This is a genomic window from Peptoniphilus hominis (ex Hitch et al. 2025) (assembly GCF_040096015.1).
Taxonomy (GTDB): Bacteria; Bacillota; Clostridia; order Tissierellales; family Peptoniphilaceae; genus Peptoniphilus_A; species Peptoniphilus_A hominis.
In genome coordinates this window covers 25,727-43,796 of record NZ_JBBMFO010000004.1, presented here as the reverse complement: position 1 = coordinate 43,796, position 18,070 = coordinate 25,727, and the positions used below count along the sequence as shown (strand labels likewise).

Genomic DNA, 18,070 nt, shown 5'->3' with positions numbered 1-18,070 from the left:
ATTTCAAACAATGTTTTTTTATTGCCTTTTATAATTTATTTTGTCCAATCTGCCTTTAGGGTGTAGGCAATCATGAGGACTGCGCCTAGAGTCCAGGAGATGGGATAGAGAAGGTAGACATTCTCTATTGCCATGTAATGTGGAATTACAAATTTTGCGGCGAGAATCCTAAAGAGGCAAAGGGACAAGAGCATTATTATCATTGGTGGCACTGTCCTTCCAGTGCCCCTCACTGTGCCTGCCAGGGAGTGGAGGATGGCAAGGAGAAAGTAGAAGGGACAGAAAAATTTCGTGGCGAGAACTCCTGCTGCAATTACATCAGGCTCCTGAGTGAAGAGGGCAATGACCCTTGGTGCAAATTTGTAAAGCATGGTGCCAGAAATTATTGTGTAGATGATAGTCATAAGAAGGGTAGTCCACATTCCCTTCTTCACCCTGTCAATTTTGCCTGCCCCGTAGTTTTGCCCAGCGAAGGTTGTTATGGCAAGGCTTAGGCTTAGGACGGGCAAGATGTTAAAGCCGTCAATCTTTACAAAGGCGCCGAAGCCTGCCATGGGCATGGGCCCAAAGGCATTGACGCTAGACTGCATTATTACATTGGATAGAGATATTACTGCCCCTTGAATTGCTGTTGGTATGCCAACTTTTATTATGCGAAGTGCCATGTCAGCCTGAATTTTTATTTTATTCAAGCGAACTTTATAGATTTCAGGAACTCGGAGCAAAAATAAAAGTGCCAATAGGGCAGAAATAAATTGGCTGATGTTTGTGGCAATGGCTGCACCTTTTACGCCCATGGCAAAATTTTTGATGCATAAAAAATCTAGGACTACATTGGTAGCTGATGCAATGAAAAGGTATAGAAGGGAGCGTTTTGAATTTCCCACAGCATTTAAGATGCCAGCCTCCATGTTGTAGATGACATTAAAGACTAGACCCAGAGAAAAAACTCTTAGATATTCGATAGACTCGGGCATGACTTCACTTGGCGTCTGCATCTTTTCCAAAAACCAGGGGGCAAAGATGTATCCCAAGATGGAAATGGAGATGCCAAGAACTAGGGCAAGGGCCAGGGAAGTGTGGATGGATACTCTAACATCCTTTCTTTGATTAGAGCCAAGGGATTGGGCAAGAATTATGCCAGAGCCAACAGCTATGCCCTGGGCAAAGGATATGAGTAGGTTTATAAGGGCTGTGCTTGATCCAACTGCCGCCAAGGCATTACTTCCTACGAAGTTTCCAACTATCATGGAGTCAATGGTGTTGTAGGTCTGTTGAAGAAGGTTGCCAAGGATTAGGGGTATGGAGAAGATGAGAATTGTCTTCCAGATGCTTCCTTCAGTCATTAAATTTTTTTCGATATTTGTAATTTCTTTATCTTTCACTTTTATCATTCCATTAATTTAAATTCATTTTGTAAAAATTCCTCTTGTGAATAAGTAATATTGTATAGTATAAGACAAAAAATTACAAAGTCATGGATATACTAGAAAATTTTTATAAGCTTGAAAAAATTTTTGCAATTTGTAAAAAATATCCCACTAATAGGAGACCTATTAATGGGATAAGAAATTTTATTCTACAGGAACTACTTTTAAGTCCTTTGATACATGGTTTAATACTTCGCAGCCATCTTCTGTTATTAGGACAAGGTCTTCTATGCGGACGCCAATGCCTTCATCTAAGAGATAAATGCCTGGCTCAACTGAAAAGATTTGTCCAACTTCTATGATGCTGTCGTTTACTGATGATACATCGCCTGCTTCGTGTGTTTCAAGCCCAATGGAGTGGCCCGTTCTGTGAGTGAAGTATTTGCCGTATCCCTTTTCTTCGATGTAGGACCTTGCCGCCTTATCTACATCAGACATCTTGTTGCCAGGTCTTGCAGCTTTTATGCCGCGAAGGTTGGCTTCCTTTACGATTTCATAAATTTCACGAGCCCTGTCGCTTACTTCACCAATGAAAACTGTGCGAGTCATGTCTGATGCGTAATTTTTATACATTCCGCCAATGTCAAGGACTACGCAGTCGCCAAGCTTTCCACAAGTGTCGTCTGTGGAGTGGTGAGGGTCAGCAGCTGATCTTCCGTAGGCTGTAATTGGTTCAAAGGAAACTTCTTCAACGGCATGAGCCTTGTAGATTTCTTTTAGCTTGGCGCTAAGTTCTTTTTCATTTAGTCCCTTGACAACCCAAGGGATGAGTTCTTCCATGACCTTGTCGTTTATGGCGGAAGATTCACGCATAAGCTGTTTTTCTTCTTCGTCCTTAACTCGTCTTACTGCGTCAACTATATCTGACCCGTTTATATATTTTTTGTCAGGGAAAATTTCTTGAAGGCGAAGCAAAAATTTTGCAGACCAAAATTTGTCAATGCCAATGACTTCATCTTCCTTGATGTATTTTGACAACTTTTCAATGCCATCTTCCACATCGTTGTACCAAATTAGGTCTACGCCAACTTCGCCATCTTGTGGGAAGAGTTCGTTTATCAAAAGTTTTAGGTCACCATCTCTGTGAAGGTAAAGGGCAAGGGCTCTTTCGCCTGGCTCAATTTTTCTATCAAGTAGATAAAAAATTGCATAGGGATCGCTTATGATCATGTGAGCCAAATTATTTTCTTCCATTTTTTTTATTAGTCTATCAATTCTATTTTTGTGCATAATATCCTCCATTCTTTTTTAAAATATATCACAAAATGCTTATAATATCCATGGACTAGAGCCAGGAATAAAATTTTTCAAAAAAAATCTGCGGTTTCCCACAGATTATTTTGCTTCCAATGATTTAATTATATTTGCCACCTTTGATGGCATGAGTATTTCGTGACTTCCTGGAGCAAATTTTGTCACTCCAAGATTATTGCAGGTAGCTATAAAGTCATCAGGCGATTTAATTACGCCAATTTCCATTAGGGTGTTGGCAAGGTCAGCTGGACTTGCGCCTTCAGCAATGTTTACCTTGTATGATTGAAGACTTGTGTTTGAAACTATGGCTAGGACTTCACGCACAGTTAGTTCCTTGCTAAGGTCGTAAGTGCCAGGTACAATTTTATCTCCAATTTGCATATCGTCAATTAGTGCCTTGTAGGCATTTAAATCTTTTATTAGCCCATTTTCCATTAAAATTTTGCCAAGTCCGTCGGCATTTGTGCCTTCAGGAATTGTTATTTTACTTGTAGCCATATCTTCTGCTGTCTCTTCTTTTTCTTCTTCATTGTCAATTACAACAATTGGTTTTACGAATTCTTCTTCTCTAAGACCAGTGGCAACTAAAATTTCGTTAGTAGTCTTAGAAAGCTCGTCGCCTATACCAATGCTTACATTGCGGTGGGAAATTGAATTGACATAAAGACAATCCATTCTCCACTTGATTACGAAAACCAAGAAGAGGAAAAATAATATTGACAAGAAAACTTGCAAAAATTTAATAAAAAAGAGTTTGCCTCTGTTAATATTTTTCAAAATAAACCTCTTTTCAACTTGTTTTGATATAATTATATCAGTAAAGTTAAAAAATGAAAAGTTTGGAGATCTTATGCGAGAAATTATTGTAAATAAAAATGACCAGGGTAGAAGGCTGGACAGGTTCTTAAAAATTTATTTTGAGAAGGCGCCACTGTCCTTCATATATAAAAATTTGAGGAAGAAAAATATTGTCCTAAATGGGAAAAAGGCAAAGCCTGAAGATATTTTGTCTGAGGGAGATGAAATTAAATTATTTTTGTCAGAGGAGACAATTAATAAATTCAAAAAAGATATTAAGAAGTCAAAAAATTCTAAGCTGCCAGATATTTTGTACGAAGACGATGATATTATTTTGGTAAAAAAACCAGTTAACATGCTCACTCACAACGACAGCAAGGCTTACCAGGACAATGCCCTAGACAGGATGGTGGACTATTTAATAGCCAAGGGGGACTACAGTCCAAGGCTGGAAAAATCCTTTAGACCTGCCTTTGTCAATAGGCTTGACAGAAACACTTCTGGGATTTTAATTGGGGCAAAAAATTTAAAGGCACTGCAAATTTTAAATGAAGCCATAAAAAGTCGTCAGATTAAAAAATATTATGTGACTCTTGTCTCTGGCAGGGTGAAAAAAGATTTTGATGTGGACATAAATTTAGTGAAAACTGCAAATAATGTCATGAAAAAATCAAAGGAAGATGAGGGCAAGAGGTCTATCACAAAATTTCACCTCTTAAAAAATAAGGGGGACTACTCCCTACTTGCTGTGGACTTAATAACGGGAAGGACCCACCAAATTAGGGCATCCCTAAAGGAAAAAAACCTCTTCATCATTGGCGACAGAAAGTATGGTCATGAAGGGGTCAATAAAATTTTTAGGGAAAAGGGACTGGACAGTCAATTCCTCCACAATTATTCTATAGTTTTTGAGTGTGATGGGCTTGAAAATGTCAAGGGCAAAAAATTTATTTATCTACCAGGAGAAAAGATGACAAATATAGCTGAAGAAATTTTTGGCATAAATTTAGGTGATTTGTTAAATGAAAAAAATAATTTTTAGAAACCCAAGGGAAAAATTAAATTTTGAAAATTTAAAGGGCGAGAAGACTCTTGTCATCTTGCCATCTCAGTCTGCCATAAATTTTTACATAAGGGACATGCTGAGAAGGGGCATTGACGTAACAAAAACAGACTTCGAAACTTTTGACGGCATTGGCAAAAAGAATAGGAGAAAGAGGCCTGACTCTGTTTTAAAATACATCATCCTATCAAAAATTTTAAAAGATAATTTTCTTGACATGGAAATTTTTCCTGAGACTGTGGATATTATTTTAGATTTTTTTGACGACATCTGCGAAAATAATTTGTCTTGTGAAGACATTTTAGAGATTGATGGAGAAATTTTTAAGGGGCTTTCTAAAGTTTTCCAGCTTTATAAGGCATATTTTGATGAAAGGGGCTACGACCTTTATGGAAGGCTAAAGGATTCTTCTCTGGAAAAGAGTGCCTACGACAGCATAATTATCTCTGGCTTTTTGGAATTTAGAAAAAATGAAGAGGAAATTATAAAAAAACTTGCTGACCTTCCAGACAAAAATATTTATCTTGACCTGCCCTTTAATTTTATAAAATCTGATTTGATTTCATCCACTATAAGGAGCCTAGAGGGCCTTGGCTTTGTCTTGGAAGAGTCAGAATTTTTGGACTACAAAGAAGACTTAAGGGGCAAGGATATAAAAATTATTTCATCAGATAAGGATTTTTACAATTTATTTTTTTCTCAGCTAAAACTCTTGTTAAGGGACAAGGAGGTCCAAGACCTTGGCATCTTAAGTGGATCAAAAAGTCTTGCTGAAAAGATAAAAGCTAGGGAAATTCTTGAAGGCCTTGAATTTAATGTAAAAAGTAGTGAAAAATCTCTTCTTGAAAGTGAATTTTTGGTCTTCATGGACTATTTTTTAAATAAAAACAAGGAAAACACCCTAAAAAGAGTGAGACTCATGTATTTTCCTCTGGATGTAGACGAAATTTCACTGGAAAAGGCACTGATGACCTATGATTTTAAGAATTTATCTGACATAGACTTTTCAAAAGTAAAAAACCTTGAAGTAAATACAGATTCTCCAGAGAATTTTTTTGCTGGCGTGGACTTTTTACAAAAAGAAAAAATAGATGACCTTGGGACTTTAGATTATTACATGGAATTTTTTGAAAATTATTTAGAGGGTGGTCGAGAAAAAATAAGGGAAGAGGTAGAAAAAAATCCAGAGACTTTGGCACTTCGTGACCTGAGATTTCTTGACAAAATGGAAGAAAATTTTTTGAAGATGAAAAATCTCTCCTCACTTTATAAGGAGATTTCACTTTTTGAATTTGTCTTAATCACGAAAAAATACCTTGAAAAGTCAAAGCTTGATGAGGTTCAAAACCTAGAGGCAATAGAAATTGCATCTTATGCTGCAAACTATTATAGGGACTTTAAAAATTTAATTTTAATTGGCTTTGACAAAAATTTTGAGAGAAAAAATAAGAACAACTTCCTTTACAATAGGGAAACAGAAAAGGACATGGAGAGAATTGGACTCATAAGGGAGAATTTCCAGAGGGATTACATCTATCTAATCTACGATTTGCTTTCATCAGAGGAAATTTTTATTTTAATAGAGGACAAGGACAAGGGACTTTCAAAGCTTTTAAACACCTTGATTTACGACTTGGACTTAAAAATTCAAGATCAGGAGAAAATTTATGCCACATCAAAACTTGACCTGGACTATGAAAGTCAAGAACTAGACTACAAGGTTTCTGCCGCTGAATTAATTGGCATCAACAAAAAAATTAAGGAGAGAAATTATTCTGTAACAGATTTTGACATTTTAAAGGACTGCCCAAGGAGATTTCTCTTTGAGAGAGTTTACAAAATTGAAAGATTGGAAAAAGAATATGAGGAAAAATATTATTTAAATGAAGGGGACAAGTTCCACCACATTTTGGAGAAATATTTTAAGAGGGAAAGAGATTTAAATGTTGAAGTTCTCAAAGAATTGATTCTAGAGGAAGAAAATTTGGGGGACTATGAAAATTTGTCCTTCCTAGAAAAAATTTCTGTAATAAATTCCTTTAACATCTTAAAGAATTACCTTGAAAAGGACTTGGAAGAGCAAAAAAAATATGGCTTTGTTCCAAAATACTTTGAAGAGGGTTTTGTAACAGATGTCAGTGGACTAAGGGTAAAGGGCAGAATCGACAGGATTGATGCCCTGGGAGACCAGGAGATTTTAATTGACTACAAGAGGTCCAAGGGCAGGACGAAACAGGAAATTCTAGATTTAAAATCTTTTCAAATGCCACTTTATGCTATAGCGAGAAAAAATCTGGGTAAGAAAATAGCAAGTGCCACTTATGGTTCTGTGAAGAGGGGAGAGATTTCCACTGTCATAAAAAATTCTGACCTATTGCCAAGAGACGACAAGAAGAGAAATTATTTTACTGAGGAAGACTTGTCCCTTCTTTTAGAAAATGTGGAAAAGGAAATAAGAAGAATGACCAATAGCATAAGAGCAGGGGATTATACTTCCACTAGCACTTGCGACAATTGCGACTACAGAGAAATTTGCGAGAACAAGGAGATTTAAATGGATAAAAGAGAAGTAAGGAAAAAATATACAAAAGTTAGAGCAGAAATTCAAGATAGAGATGAAAAAAATAAAATAATTAGGGAAAATCTTAAAAATTTAGAAATTTATAAAAATGCAAAGTCTGTTTTTGTTTTTATTTCCTATAAAAGTGAAGTTGATACCAAAAAAATCATTGAGGACATAATTAAGGATGGCAAAAAACTTTTGGTGCCACTGGTAAAGGGCAAGGACATGATTGCCGTTGAAGTAAGGGGAATAGAAGACTTAGAGCCAAATAAAATGGGCATCCTTGAACCAAAGTCTGGTGAAGAAGTCCTTGATGTAGACCTAACTATTACGCCAGGCCTTGCCTTTGACAGCGAGGGTTACAGACTTGGCTACGGCGGAGGCTACTATGACAAATTTTTTGCCAAAGTGGACACTATAAGAATGGGCATTGGCTATTCTGATCAAATTGTGGAAGAAGTCCCTCATGAAGATTACGACAAAAAATTATCTTATCTTTTGACAGATAAGGGCTTAATCGAGTTTGGTGCTAAATGAAAAGACACTACCCAAAGATAGAAGCTAAGACCTGGCGATGGATCCTCGCCCTTGTCTTAGCCATTGGATCCTTTTATGGAGTTAGCTTTTTATTTTACGCACTAAAGGTAAAAAATGAAATTATCTACGCCCTTGCCATAAGTATTTTATGTCTACTTTCACTTTTAGTGGTGGACAAAAAATTCATCAAAAAAATATTTTTGCCATTAAAGATGAAGGACATACTTTATATAATTATTGGACTTGGATTTTCCATTGTGGCTGTTGTAATTTCATCTATTGTCGTCACAAATCTTGGCATAGAGGGTGCAACTAACCCAATATTTGATGTGCTAACGCCAGATAATTTCAAGAGCTTTTTTGTCTCAACCACAATTCAATTTATTGCAGAAGAAATAATTTTTATTATTCCCTTTTTGTTTGTCATAAATAAAATGAAGACGGAAAATAATATTTTAAAGACAATTTTTGCCCTTCTTCTTTCTTCTGTAATCTTTGGGGCAATGCACCTTTCAACCTATGACTTTAATCTCTTGCAAGCAGTCCTTATAATTTCAATAATAAGGACGGGCCTATCCCTATCCTATGTCCTTTCAAAAAATTTAAGTGTCACTTATATCATTCACATAATTTACGATTGGAGCTTAATTATAATTTATCTGGCTGCAAGACAAATGATACAATAAATAAAACCACGAGTTTTGATTTACAAAGCCCGTGGTTTTTTGCACGAAAAATGAATTTTAAATTGAATATAGCTTAAACTGAAAGCTCCTTAAAGCCGTTGCCCAAAATTTCTGAAGTGTCAGAGACAGAGACAAAAGCATCGGGGTCGATCTCCTTTATAATTTGTCTAATCTTAACAAGTTGCTTGGAAGAGCATACAACATATAAGATGTAGACATCCTTCTTTTTGTAAGAAGTTACGCCCTTGATGTAAGTTGCGCCTCTGTGAACTTCCTTGTAAATTTCTCTTGCAATCTCTTCGTTTTTTTCAGAAATGGCGAGGACTTGCTTTTGCTTGCCAACACCAAGTTGAATTTTATCTACAACATTGTAGTTTATAAACATCAAGATTAAAGTGAAGAGGACCTTGTCTATGGAAAAGAAATAGCCAAGGGAACTTACGATAATAAAGTTGATGCCCATGAGGACACTGCCTATAGTGATGTTAAATTTCTTTTTAAGAATTGCCGCCACTATGTCAAGACCTCCCGTTGATGTTCCGTTACGAAAGGCGATGCCCATGCCTATACCATTTAAGAGACCACCAAAGATGCAGGCAAGGATGGGTTCCTTTGTGAGATAAAAACCTGGCAAGATTTTTTGGTAAAAGGATGCAAAGATAGATAGGAGCAAAATCGATAGAGTAGAGAAAAATGTAAAATCCCTATCTAAAAAGAAAAAGCTCAAAACAGATGTAGGTATATTAAGTATAAATATTAAGAGGGGAAGACTTATGCCTGTGACATTTGATGTCAAAATACTTAGACCAGTCAAGCCACCTGATATCAATAAATTTGGTTTTATTATGTAAACAATGGAAAAGGAAACTATTAAAGTGCAGACAATTACTGACAGAAGTTTTCTTTGAAAGGTCTTTGAAAAAATCCATTTTCTTAAACTCAATGTATTTGAGTTCATAAAATCACCTCATAAGCTATGATACACTAAACGCAGAAGAATTATAAGTAAAAATTAAAATAAAAACTTTAAAAAAATTTTAAAAAATTTATTGTATAGGGAATTTCTTTTAAAAAATTTACTTGAATTTAATGAAAATGATTACCTAAAAAAGTGCTAAAATAATTCACATAAATGGAAATAAGAAGTAGCTTGTGGTGATAGAATCAAAAGAAAAAAATTTTTACCATTGTTTACGATTTGAATTATTATTTGCCAAAAAAAATTAAAAATTAAAGCTATAAGTACAAATATAAACAATTCGTTAAAGTTAATTCCACAACTTGAACTTAATATTTCTATTTGATATAATTATGACTGTAAGAAATGGTTATCATGAATATACATAAAGGAGAGTGTAAAAAATGACAGATACTTTAAATCCGTTAGTAGCAGCTCAACAAAAAGTTAAGGCTGCATGTGACAAGCTAGGTTGCGACCCAGCAGTTTATGAACTTCTAAAAGAACCTGAAAGAGTTATTGAAATTTCTATTCCAGTAAAAATGGATGACGGTTCAGTAAAAGTTTTCAAAGGTTGGAGATCAGCTCACTCATCAGCAGTTGGTCCTTCTAAGGGCGGAGTTAGATTCCATCCAAATGTAAACCTTGATGAAGTTAAAGCTCTTTCTCTTTGGATGACTTTCAAAGGTGGAGCACTTGGTCTTCCATACGGTGGAGGAAAAGGTGGTATTTGTGTAGATCCATCTGAACTATCTGATAGAGAATTAGAACAACTTTCAAGAGGTTGGATAAGAGGACTTTACAAATATCTTGGTGAAAGAATTGATATTCCAGCACCAGACGTTAACACTAATGGACAAATCATGGCTTGGTTCCTTGATGAATGGATCAAAGTTAACGGAGACAGACAAGATATCGGAATGTTAACTGGTAAACCAGTTGGACTTGGCGGATCTGAAGGAAGAAACGAAGCAACAGGTTTTGGTGTTGCTGTAGTAACTAGAGAAGCTGCTAAGCGTGAAGGAATTGACTTCTCAAAAGCTAAAATTGCAGTTCAAGGATTCGGTAATGTTGGATCTTTCACAGTTAAAAACATTGAAAGACAAGGCGGAAAAGTTTACGCTCTAGCTGAATGGGACAAAAAAGAAGGAAACTACGCTCTATACAATGAAAATGGACTAGACTTCAAAAAACTTATTGCTTATAAGAACGAACACCACACACTAATTGGTTACCCAGATGCAAAACAAATTTCTGCAGATGATTTCTGGACAGGCGAATGGGATATCTTAATTCCAGCAGCTCTAGAAAATGTAATCACTGGTGATGTTGCTAAAAAACTTAATGTTAAATTAGTTTGTGAAGCAGCTAATGGACCTACTACTCCAGAAGGAGACAAGGTTCTTGTTGAAAGAGGAATTCCTCTAACTCCAGACATTTTAACTAACTCTGGTGGAGTTCTTGTTTCTTATTACGAATGGGTTCAAAACCAATACGGAATGTACTGGACTGAAGCTGAAGTTGAAGAAAAACAAGAAGCTGACATGATGAAAGCTATCGAAGGTGTATTTGGAATTTGTGACGAATACGATGTAGTTCCTAGAGAAGGAGTTTACATGTACGCTATCCAATCTATCGATAAAGCTATGAAACTAAGAGGATGGTATTAATCCTAAGGCTTAAATGACAAGCTTAATAAAATGACTAAAAACCGCAGCATATGTTGCGGTTTTTTTATGTTTTGATATATATGATTTCAAAAAAAGGGCTCTATGTCAAATATTGGGGAGACTCGTTAACTCGAGTCTCTCTTTTCATTTAAAAATCAATACTTAAGAGCCATTATTAGGGTTTATTATATTTTAACTGTGAGTATATGATCAGTATATAAACAAGAAAATTTGAAACAAATTAAAAATATTAATAACAAAACAGATAAAAGACATTAATAATATAAACACGATGAAAACGATACTTTATTAATTATTTCTAAAAAGCAATAATTCATTTAAAAAATGCGATGAAGTGGATAATAATGGTTACAAAATGTGAAAAATTTGGCAAATATTTGCAATTAAACTTACGGTATGGTAACTTATTATATATAAATAAAGGTTAAAGAGGTGGTGGTAATGTTTTCTAAGGTGGATGATATTGATTTAAAGATATTAAGTATCTTGAAATCAAATGGTAAAACTCCTCATCAGGATATAGCTGAATTTTTAAATTTTTCCAGGCCAGCAATTAACAAAAGAGTTTCTAAACTAGAAGAAGGGAAAGTTATTGAGGGATATGAGGCAATAATTGATTATTCGAAAATAGGGCTTCCACTAGACTCCTATGTTTTAGTTAATGTTTGTACTCTAGATTTTAATAAAACTATTGAAAACATTTTAAAGCTTAAAGAAAAAGGAATTTATATTGAATCAGTGTGTAGAATAACAGGAGATAAAGGAATATTTCTTAGAGTACATACAAGTTCTACAGAAAAATTTAAAGATTTTCATGACAGTATTTTAAAAATCAAAGGTGTTGTAGACACAAACACAATGTTAGTAATCCAAGAAGAAAAGAATGAATTCAAGGATAATTATATTTAGAAAAGGAGAGAGATTATGTATAAGTTAGAAATGGAAGTATTTAGTGCAGCAATGGTACTAATGAGAGATATGTTCCAAATTAAAGAGGGAGAAACAATTGTAATAACAGCAGACACTTCTTCAAATGAACATATAGTTAGAGCAAGTGCATCAGCAGCTAAGGCTTGTGGAGCAAAACCTATGGTAGTTTGGTTAGCAACACCTGATGGCGTTGGAAAAGATACAGATGCAAAAGTACCCGTTGAAGCATTAACTGGGGCATTACTTAACACTGATTGTTGGGTTGAGTTTAACAAAGGTTGGCTTTTATATTCAACACCATTTGAAAAAGCAGTTGAAGGTAATGAAAAGCTAAGATATATGTGTTTAGTTGACCTTGACGAAGAATTATTTGTAAAGATAATTGGTGAAGTTGACAAAAACATGGAAGCATATATGAGAAAACTTACAGAAATGACTAAGAATGCTAAGAAAATGAGAGTAACTACTCCAGCAGGAACAGATATATCTTTTGAAAATGAACCTTCTAGAAAAATTTATTGTGACCTTGGAGAAGCTGATAAACCAGGATTAACTTTTATGCCAGGACAAATTTGTTGGTTCCCTAAATTTGAAACCATTAATGGAACTATAGTTTTTGATGGATCATTAACTCCTCCTTGTGGATTACTAGAAGAACCAGTTAAGATTACTATCGAAAATGGTGTAGCAACAAAGATTGAAGGTGGCAGACAAGCAACTCAATTCTCAGAATGGTTAAAGAGTTTTGATGACCCTAACATGTATAGACCAGTTCATATTTCTTACGGGGTAAATCCGAAAGCACAATTATCAGGAAATATTTGTGAAGACGAAAGAATTTGGGGATGCACTCAATGGGGATTTGGTTATCTAAGCCCAGTTGATTGTCCACCAGATGGAATTCCAGCAAAAACTCACTTAGATGGTATTTGTTTAAATTCAAGTGTATGGATGGATGGAGAACAAATTTGGGACAAAGGAAGAGTTGTAAACGAAGAATTAAAAGAATACAGCAAAAAATTGGGGAAATAATTTAAAAAGAATTCAATAGAGCAAGCATAAATCGCTTGCTCTAACTACATAAAATATAAATAGGAGGTTTTTATGAAAGACTTAGGGTCAAGAATAGTGGAATTTATGGATAGAAGTGAAGACTTCCCGACACAGCCTATTCCAAGAGAAAGACGTAAGCCATGGTACTCTATAGCAATGGTTTGGACTGGTATTTATATTAGTATTGCTGCTATATTAGATGGGTTAGCTGTAATTTCTGGATTATCATTCAAAAACAGTGTTATTGTTTTAATAATTGCGTTCTTTACTTTTTTAGCATTAACTGCTTTACAAGGAAGTATAGGTACTGAAACAGGATTAAGTACCTATATGATTGCAAAACAAAGTTTTGGAAGAAGAGGTTCTCATGTTGTATCATTAATTTCATTAATTGTAAATGTTGGATGGTTTGCTATCAATGTTAGAGCATTGGCAGAAAGTGTTCATGCTATATGGTTTGGTAATATACCAGTGATGTGTATCATATTTGGATTTCTGATGATAATTACAGCAACTATAGGATACAAAGGAATAGAAGCATTGAGTATGCCAACAGTAATTTATACTTTTGGATTTATGCTATATAACGCTATAAGAGTAATAATGCAAGATGGGACAGATTTCATAGAACTTATGGAGAGAGCTCCTATTGGAGAACCAGTTCACATGTCAGTTATAATTTCTGTTTTAGTTGGAGCAATGGCAGCAGGTGCTGTTAATGCACCAGATGTTATGAGATTTTCAAAGAAAAAGTCTGATAACTTTAAAGGTTTATATTTAATAGGTCTACCATTAGCTATTTGCCAACCAATATGTGCAATTATTTTAGCTCTTCACGTTCAATCAGGAGAATTTGCAACTGTCATGGTTCAAATTGGTGGCGTAGCAGGTCTTATAATGGTTATTTTAGGAGCTTGGACTAGTAATGATAACGCCTTATATAGTGCCTCATTAGCATTTACGGAAATGTTTCCTAAACTTAGAAGATGGGCAGTGGCTATAACACTTGGAGTGATAGCATCAGTAGTCGCAGCTTTCATAAACATTGGGCTTTATTCAGATATTATGTTAGCTTTTGGTTGTTTTATAGTTCCAGTTCTTGGAATTATGATCTCAGACTTCTTTATATTGCCTAAGATAGGAATAAGTTCTGGAATATCTTTACAAAAAAATGAAATCATTAATCCTATAGCTATAATAGTTTGGTTGTTAGGTGGAATATATGCGTTCGTACTAGATTTCCAAATCATACCAACTATGATACCTATAGCTTCTGTTGTTAAGAACATGCTAATTTGCTCACTTGTATATGCATTATTAATGAAAATTAGACACAGTAAAGACAGCAAAGCGAGAGTGGAAGCATGAGCAGAATAGTTGAATTATTTAAAGATATATCAAAGATTCCCAGAGAATCAGGAAATGAAAAAGAAATTTGTGACTATATATTGGATTTTGCAAAAAGAAATAATTTAGAAGCAAGTAGTGATAAATTATATAATGTCTTAGTTAAAAAAGATGGAAATAATTATACAAAAAGCCCTGTTATAATTCAGTGCCACACTGATATGGTGTGTGTAAAAACAGATGAATCAGATCACGATTTTACAAAAGACCCAATAGATTTAATTATAGATGGAGATAAAATAAGTGCCAATAAAACATCTCTTGGAGCAGACAACGGAATTGGTGTAGCACTCTGTTTATATTTGTTGGAAAACAATGATATAAAACATCCACCACTTGAAGTATTATTTACTACCAATGAAGAAACTGGTCTTGACGGTGCTTCTTATTTTGATACATCTAAAATAAAAGGTAAAACTCTAATAAATGTAGATGGAGAAGAAGCAGGTCATATATTGCTAAGCTGCGCTGGTGGAACTAATGTCTTTTTAAGAAAAAAGTTATCATATGAAGCACAGGATACCATGGGTTATGAAGTGACTATTAAAAACCTATTAGGAGGTCATTCAGGGTTAGATATTGGCAAAAATAGACTTAGTGCAATACATGCTATGTCAAGACTTTTGATTAAATTAAGAGAATTAAAAGGATTTAGATTATCCGATTTTGAAGGTGGAGAAGCTAATAACGTCATTCCTCAACACGGAAAAATATTATTCACAGTAAAAGATGATCAGCCGATAAAAAAAATTATTAAGAGTGTAGAAAATGAACTAAAGAGTGAACATCCAGAAGAAAAAGATATAATTAAATTTAATTTAGAAAAAACTAAAATAAATAAGGTTTTTTCTAAAGAGCTAGAAAAATCAATTATTGATTTATTCACAATTCTCCCTTATGGAGTTCAAAAGATGAGTCAAAGCATTGATGGAATGGTTCAAACTAGTTTAACAAATGCCGTATTAAAGACTAAAGATGATGAGATTGAGTTAGAAATACTATTTAGGTCTTCAATGCAAAGCGAAATGGATTATTTTGTAAATAAAATTAAAAACATGGCTAATCTTGTTAAATTTAATTTTGAAATAAAATCTTCTTATCCAGCATGGGAACTTGATACAGATTCAAAAATCAAAGATATAACAGCCCAATGTTATGAGGAATTATTTGGGGAAAAACCGATTTTAGAGTCAATACACGCGGGTCTTGAATGTGCAGTATTTAAGGAAAAAATGCCTAATATAGATATGGTTAGCATAGGAGCTAACATCATCGGGGCACATACTACTCATGAAGAGGTCAGTATTAAATCAATAGATAACTTAAGAATGTTGATTGAGAAAATTTTGACAAAACTGGAATAAAAGTTTATTAATAAGAGAGGAGATTTTAGTGGTAACTAATTTAAGAAAAACAGACAATAACTACAAAGACGGCTTGTTTATTATTAGTTTCATACTCCTTTTTGGATTTATTGGATATAAAATGGGGTTTGTGAATATGATTCAAACAATCCTTAATACATCCTATAACCTATTAATTAATGTATGCTTTTATATTATGGCTATCTCTGTAATTACTGGAGGATTAGGTGAATTATTATTCGAGTTTAATGTAATTGAATGGGTTAGTAAAAAACTTTCAAGGTTAATGAAGCCTATTTATAATCTGCCAGGTGCAGCAGCTTGGTCAATATTAATGTGTTATCTGTCAGACAACCCAGCAGTATTAACATTAGCAAAAAATGAAGGTTATAAAAATTATTTTAAAAGTAATGAGTTTCCTGCAATCACAAACTTAGGAACATCTTTTGGAATGGGTCTAATAGTGACAACCACAGTTATGGGTATGAATATTAATCATTCTGTACTTGCAGCCATAATTGGAAATATAGGGGCAATCTTAGGTAGTGTTGTAAGCGTAAGAATAATGCTTAAACTTACTAAAGACTTTGAAAGAGATGAAAAAAGTTTAAAATTAGAAGAAGAATATTCAAACGCCAAAAACAATCCAGTAAATAAGACTTTATTTGAAAGGGTAATAAACTCATTATTAGATGGTGGAATGAAGGGCGTTGATCTTGGAGTTCAAATAATACCAGGTGTTCTTATTATTTGTAGTTTTGTATTATTAATCACAAATGGAATAGGACCGAATAATATATATGATGGTTCAATAAATCAAGGTGTACCAATCCTTCCTTTTGTTGGGGATAAACTTGATTTTATAATAAAACCAATATTTGGATTTAAATCATCTCAATCAATATCTGTAGTTATTACATCACTTGGAAGTGCAGGAGCGGCTGTAGCATTAATACCATCTTTAATTGAAAAGGGTTTAGTAACGGCGAAAGATCTAGCTGTATTTACATCAATAGTAATGTGTTGGAGTGGATATTTATCAACACACATTGCAATGATGTCATCAATAAATGCGCGAGAATTAACTAACAAAGCTTTAATTAGTCATACAATTGGAGGTATATTTGCAGGTTTTTCATCAAATATGATTTTTAATATCCTAATGATGGCAAAAATTATTTAAATTATAATTACCTACTTAAAAAAGATTCCCAAAATTTATTATGGGAATCTTTTTGTGATTAACATTAATTGAATTAGCAAACTATTTAACAAAAAATAAAAAACATAATTACTGAAAAAGGATTTAGGATAAGTTGCTAAAAATATCTTTTAGGATTAACTCTCCAAATTGTTTGTAGAAATCAGTATATTTGTCTTTTCTATAAAACATCATACGCCTGTAGTGGAATAGTTCATTATCTTCAGTAAAGAAGATACAGTTATTCATTTTAGGGCCTTTTTTTATATAATATTTTGGTATAAAGGTAATGCCTTGACCACTTTTAACTAGTTCAAGAATATTATTTATATTTCTAAAGTGCATAAATGATTTTGGATGCAGTTTATAGTTTTTAATAATTTTTGTTATGCAGGTATGAAGAGCTTGAGTATTTTGTCCAGAAATTATTTTTTTGTTTTTTATTTCGTTAGCGTCAAATTTTAGAGGATTATCTAATTTGCAAGTTAACATAGCAACATCATATTTATTACCTAGAATAGATTTTGGAGCCACTACTAAAATTAAATCATCTCGTAATTCCAATTTCTCAGTATATTTCATATCCATATAATCTGAAATAACATCAATACTAACAAAACAATCAATTTTATTGTTTTCATAAAGTTCTTTTAATACAAAACCCTCACCTTCTATAAAATTTAAATCAATGTTTGGAAATATTTTAGCAAATTTTAGAGAAATATCTGATGTCACATAGGCGCCAACCCACGGAGTAATTCCAAAGTTTATTTTATTAGGAAAGTCTTTAGTGTCTTTCTTTTGTAAAAAGATTTCAAGGTCATCGTTTAAGTTTTTAATTTTTTGTAGATAATCTAAATAAAACAAGCCTGCGTCTGTAATTTTTAATCCAGTCTTAGCTCTTTCAAATAAGGTGCACCCTAACTCATTTTCAAGTCTTTTTAAATATGCACTTAAGGCGGGCTGCGAAAGATACAGTTTATCTGATGCTTTTGTTATATTACCTTCTTCGTAAAGAGTTTTTATATAAAGGTATTTTTTATCAAACATATATGTAGTCCTCCTAAGACTAGTATAACACAAATATTATACCTACTATTAAATAAAAAGTATTTTTATTATATCGCTTTATCAG

Annotated in this window: 15 protein-coding genes; 10 read left to right on the top strand and 5 right to left on the bottom strand. The window is 33.7% G+C overall.

Annotated features, from left to right (window positions below):
• Window positions 1-35: 35 nt before the first annotated feature.
• From WMO19_RS02695 to WMO19_RS02685, 3 genes are all read right to left on the bottom strand, one after another.
• A complete protein-coding gene (locus WMO19_RS02695) occupies window positions 36-1,385 on the bottom strand; it encodes an MATE family efflux transporter (protein ID WP_349170102.1) in 1,350 nt (449 codons plus the stop codon).
• A 189-nt stretch (window positions 1,386-1,574) separates the two neighbouring features.
• Window positions 1,575-2,660 carry a M24 family metallopeptidase gene (locus WMO19_RS02690; protein WP_349170101.1) on the bottom strand — a complete coding sequence of 362 codons (1,086 nt, stop codon included), beginning with the start codon at window positions 2,658-2,660 and terminating at the stop codon, window positions 1,575-1,577.
• A gap of 105 nt (window positions 2,661-2,765) precedes the next feature.
• A complete protein-coding gene (locus tag WMO19_RS02685; RefSeq protein WP_349170100.1) occupies window positions 2,766-3,461 on the bottom strand; it encodes an endolytic transglycosylase MltG in 696 nt (231 codons plus the stop codon).
• A 73-nt stretch (window positions 3,462-3,534) separates the two neighbouring features.
• Between WMO19_RS02685 and WMO19_RS02680 the strand changes: the two genes are divergently transcribed.
• The 4 genes from WMO19_RS02680 to WMO19_RS02665 are packed head-to-tail and all read left to right on the top strand — an operon-like array spanning window position 3,535 to window position 8,331.
• On the top strand, window positions 3,535-4,524 hold the full coding sequence (locus tag WMO19_RS02680) for an RluA family pseudouridine synthase (RefSeq protein ID WP_349170099.1): 990 nt from the start codon (window positions 3,535-3,537) through the stop codon (window positions 4,522-4,524).
• Entirely contained in the window at window positions 4,505-7,099 is a 2,595-nt protein-coding gene (locus tag WMO19_RS02675; RefSeq protein ID WP_349170098.1) for a PD-(D/E)XK nuclease family protein, read from the top strand. The genes WMO19_RS02680 and WMO19_RS02675 overlap by 20 nt, the downstream gene beginning before the upstream one ends.
• Complete coding sequence (locus WMO19_RS02670) at window positions 7,100-7,645, top strand: 5-formyltetrahydrofolate cyclo-ligase (RefSeq protein ID WP_349170097.1); 546 nt, start codon at window positions 7,100-7,102, stop codon at window positions 7,643-7,645.
• Entirely contained in the window at window positions 7,642-8,331 is a 690-nt protein-coding gene (locus WMO19_RS02665) for a CPBP family intramembrane glutamic endopeptidase (RefSeq protein ID WP_349170096.1), read from the top strand. Before WMO19_RS02670 ends, WMO19_RS02665 begins: the two co-directional genes overlap by 4 nt.
• Window positions 8,332-8,404: 73 nt before the next feature.
• Here the strand turns inward: WMO19_RS02665 and WMO19_RS02660 are convergent, their stop codons facing one another.
• On the bottom strand, window positions 8,405-9,289 hold the full coding sequence (locus WMO19_RS02660) for a YitT family protein (RefSeq protein ID WP_349170095.1): 885 nt from the start codon (window positions 9,287-9,289) through the stop codon (window positions 8,405-8,407).
• 404 nt (window positions 9,290-9,693) lie between these two features.
• On the opposite strand from WMO19_RS02660, the gene WMO19_RS02655 reads away from it, so the two are divergent.
• The 6 genes from WMO19_RS02655 (at window position 9,694) to WMO19_RS02630 (ending at window position 16,917) form a co-directional block, all read left to right on the top strand.
• On the top strand, window positions 9,694-10,959 hold the full coding sequence (locus WMO19_RS02655; RefSeq protein ID WP_349170094.1) for a Glu/Leu/Phe/Val family dehydrogenase: 1,266 nt from the start codon (window positions 9,694-9,696) through the stop codon (window positions 10,957-10,959).
• Between the two features lie 462 nt (window positions 10,960-11,421).
• Window positions 11,422-11,889 carry an Lrp/AsnC family transcriptional regulator gene (locus WMO19_RS02650; protein ID WP_349170093.1) on the top strand — a complete coding sequence of 156 codons (468 nt, stop codon included), beginning with the start codon at window positions 11,422-11,424 and terminating at the stop codon, window positions 11,887-11,889.
• Between the two features lie 15 nt (window positions 11,890-11,904).
• On the top strand, window positions 11,905-12,942 hold the full coding sequence (locus WMO19_RS02645; RefSeq protein ID WP_316719249.1) for a hypothetical protein: 1,038 nt from the start codon (window positions 11,905-11,907) through the stop codon (window positions 12,940-12,942).
• A 72-nt stretch (window positions 12,943-13,014) separates the two neighbouring features.
• The gene (locus WMO19_RS02640; RefSeq protein WP_349170092.1) at window positions 13,015-14,331 is read left to right on the top strand and encodes a purine-cytosine permease family protein; all 1,317 of its coding nucleotides are present in this window, start codon (window positions 13,015-13,017) and stop codon (window positions 14,329-14,331) included.
• Window positions 14,328-15,734, top strand: coding sequence for a beta-Ala-His dipeptidase (gene pepD, locus WMO19_RS02635; protein WP_349170091.1), 1,407 nt, complete (start codon window positions 14,328-14,330; stop codon window positions 15,732-15,734). Before WMO19_RS02640 ends, pepD begins: the two co-directional genes overlap by 4 nt.
• Window positions 15,735-15,762: 28 nt before the next feature.
• Window positions 15,763-16,917: a CD0519/CD1768 family membrane protein gene (locus WMO19_RS02630; protein ID WP_349170090.1), complete on the top strand. Its 1,155-nt coding sequence runs from the start codon at window positions 15,763-15,765 to the stop codon at window positions 16,915-16,917.
• Window positions 16,918-17,040: 123 nt separating this feature from the next.
• Here the strand turns inward: WMO19_RS02630 and WMO19_RS02625 are convergent, their stop codons facing one another.
• A complete protein-coding gene (locus tag WMO19_RS02625; RefSeq protein WP_349170089.1) occupies window positions 17,041-17,985 on the bottom strand; it encodes a LysR family transcriptional regulator in 945 nt (314 codons plus the stop codon).
• Window positions 17,986-18,070: the final 85 nt, after the last annotated feature.

What these genes read in the sequence shown, in the direction of transcription:
- WMO19_RS02670 (WP_349170097.1), top strand. Translation starts at nt 7,100, where the DNA reads ATGGATAAAAGAGAAGTAAGGAAAAAATATACAAAAGTTAGAGCAGAA.
- WMO19_RS02690 (WP_349170101.1), bottom strand. Translation starts at nt 2,660, where the DNA reads ATGCACAAAAATAGAATTGATAGACTAATAAAAAAAATGGAAGAAAAT.
- WMO19_RS02640 (WP_349170092.1), top strand. Translation starts at nt 13,015, where the DNA reads ATGAAAGACTTAGGGTCAAGAATAGTGGAATTTATGGATAGAAGTGAA.
- WMO19_RS02675 (WP_349170098.1), top strand. Translation starts at nt 4,505, where the DNA reads ATGAAAAAAATAATTTTTAGAAACCCAAGGGAAAAATTAAATTTTGAA.
- WMO19_RS02650 (WP_349170093.1), top strand. Translation starts at nt 11,422, where the DNA reads ATGTTTTCTAAGGTGGATGATATTGATTTAAAGATATTAAGTATCTTG.
- WMO19_RS02655 (WP_349170094.1), top strand. Translation starts at nt 9,694, where the DNA reads ATGACAGATACTTTAAATCCGTTAGTAGCAGCTCAACAAAAAGTTAAG.
- WMO19_RS02645 (WP_316719249.1), top strand. Translation starts at nt 11,905, where the DNA reads ATGTATAAGTTAGAAATGGAAGTATTTAGTGCAGCAATGGTACTAATG.
- WMO19_RS02625 (WP_349170089.1), bottom strand. Translation starts at nt 17,985, where the DNA reads ATGTTTGATAAAAAATACCTTTATATAAAAACTCTTTACGAAGAAGGT.
- WMO19_RS02660 (WP_349170095.1), bottom strand. Translation starts at nt 9,289, where the DNA reads ATGAACTCAAATACATTGAGTTTAAGAAAATGGATTTTTTCAAAGACC.
- WMO19_RS02665 (WP_349170096.1), top strand. Translation starts at nt 7,642, where the DNA reads ATGAAAAGACACTACCCAAAGATAGAAGCTAAGACCTGGCGATGGATC.
- pepD (WP_349170091.1), top strand. Translation starts at nt 14,328, where the DNA reads ATGAGCAGAATAGTTGAATTATTTAAAGATATATCAAAGATTCCCAGA.
- WMO19_RS02680 (WP_349170099.1), top strand. Translation starts at nt 3,535, where the DNA reads ATGCGAGAAATTATTGTAAATAAAAATGACCAGGGTAGAAGGCTGGAC.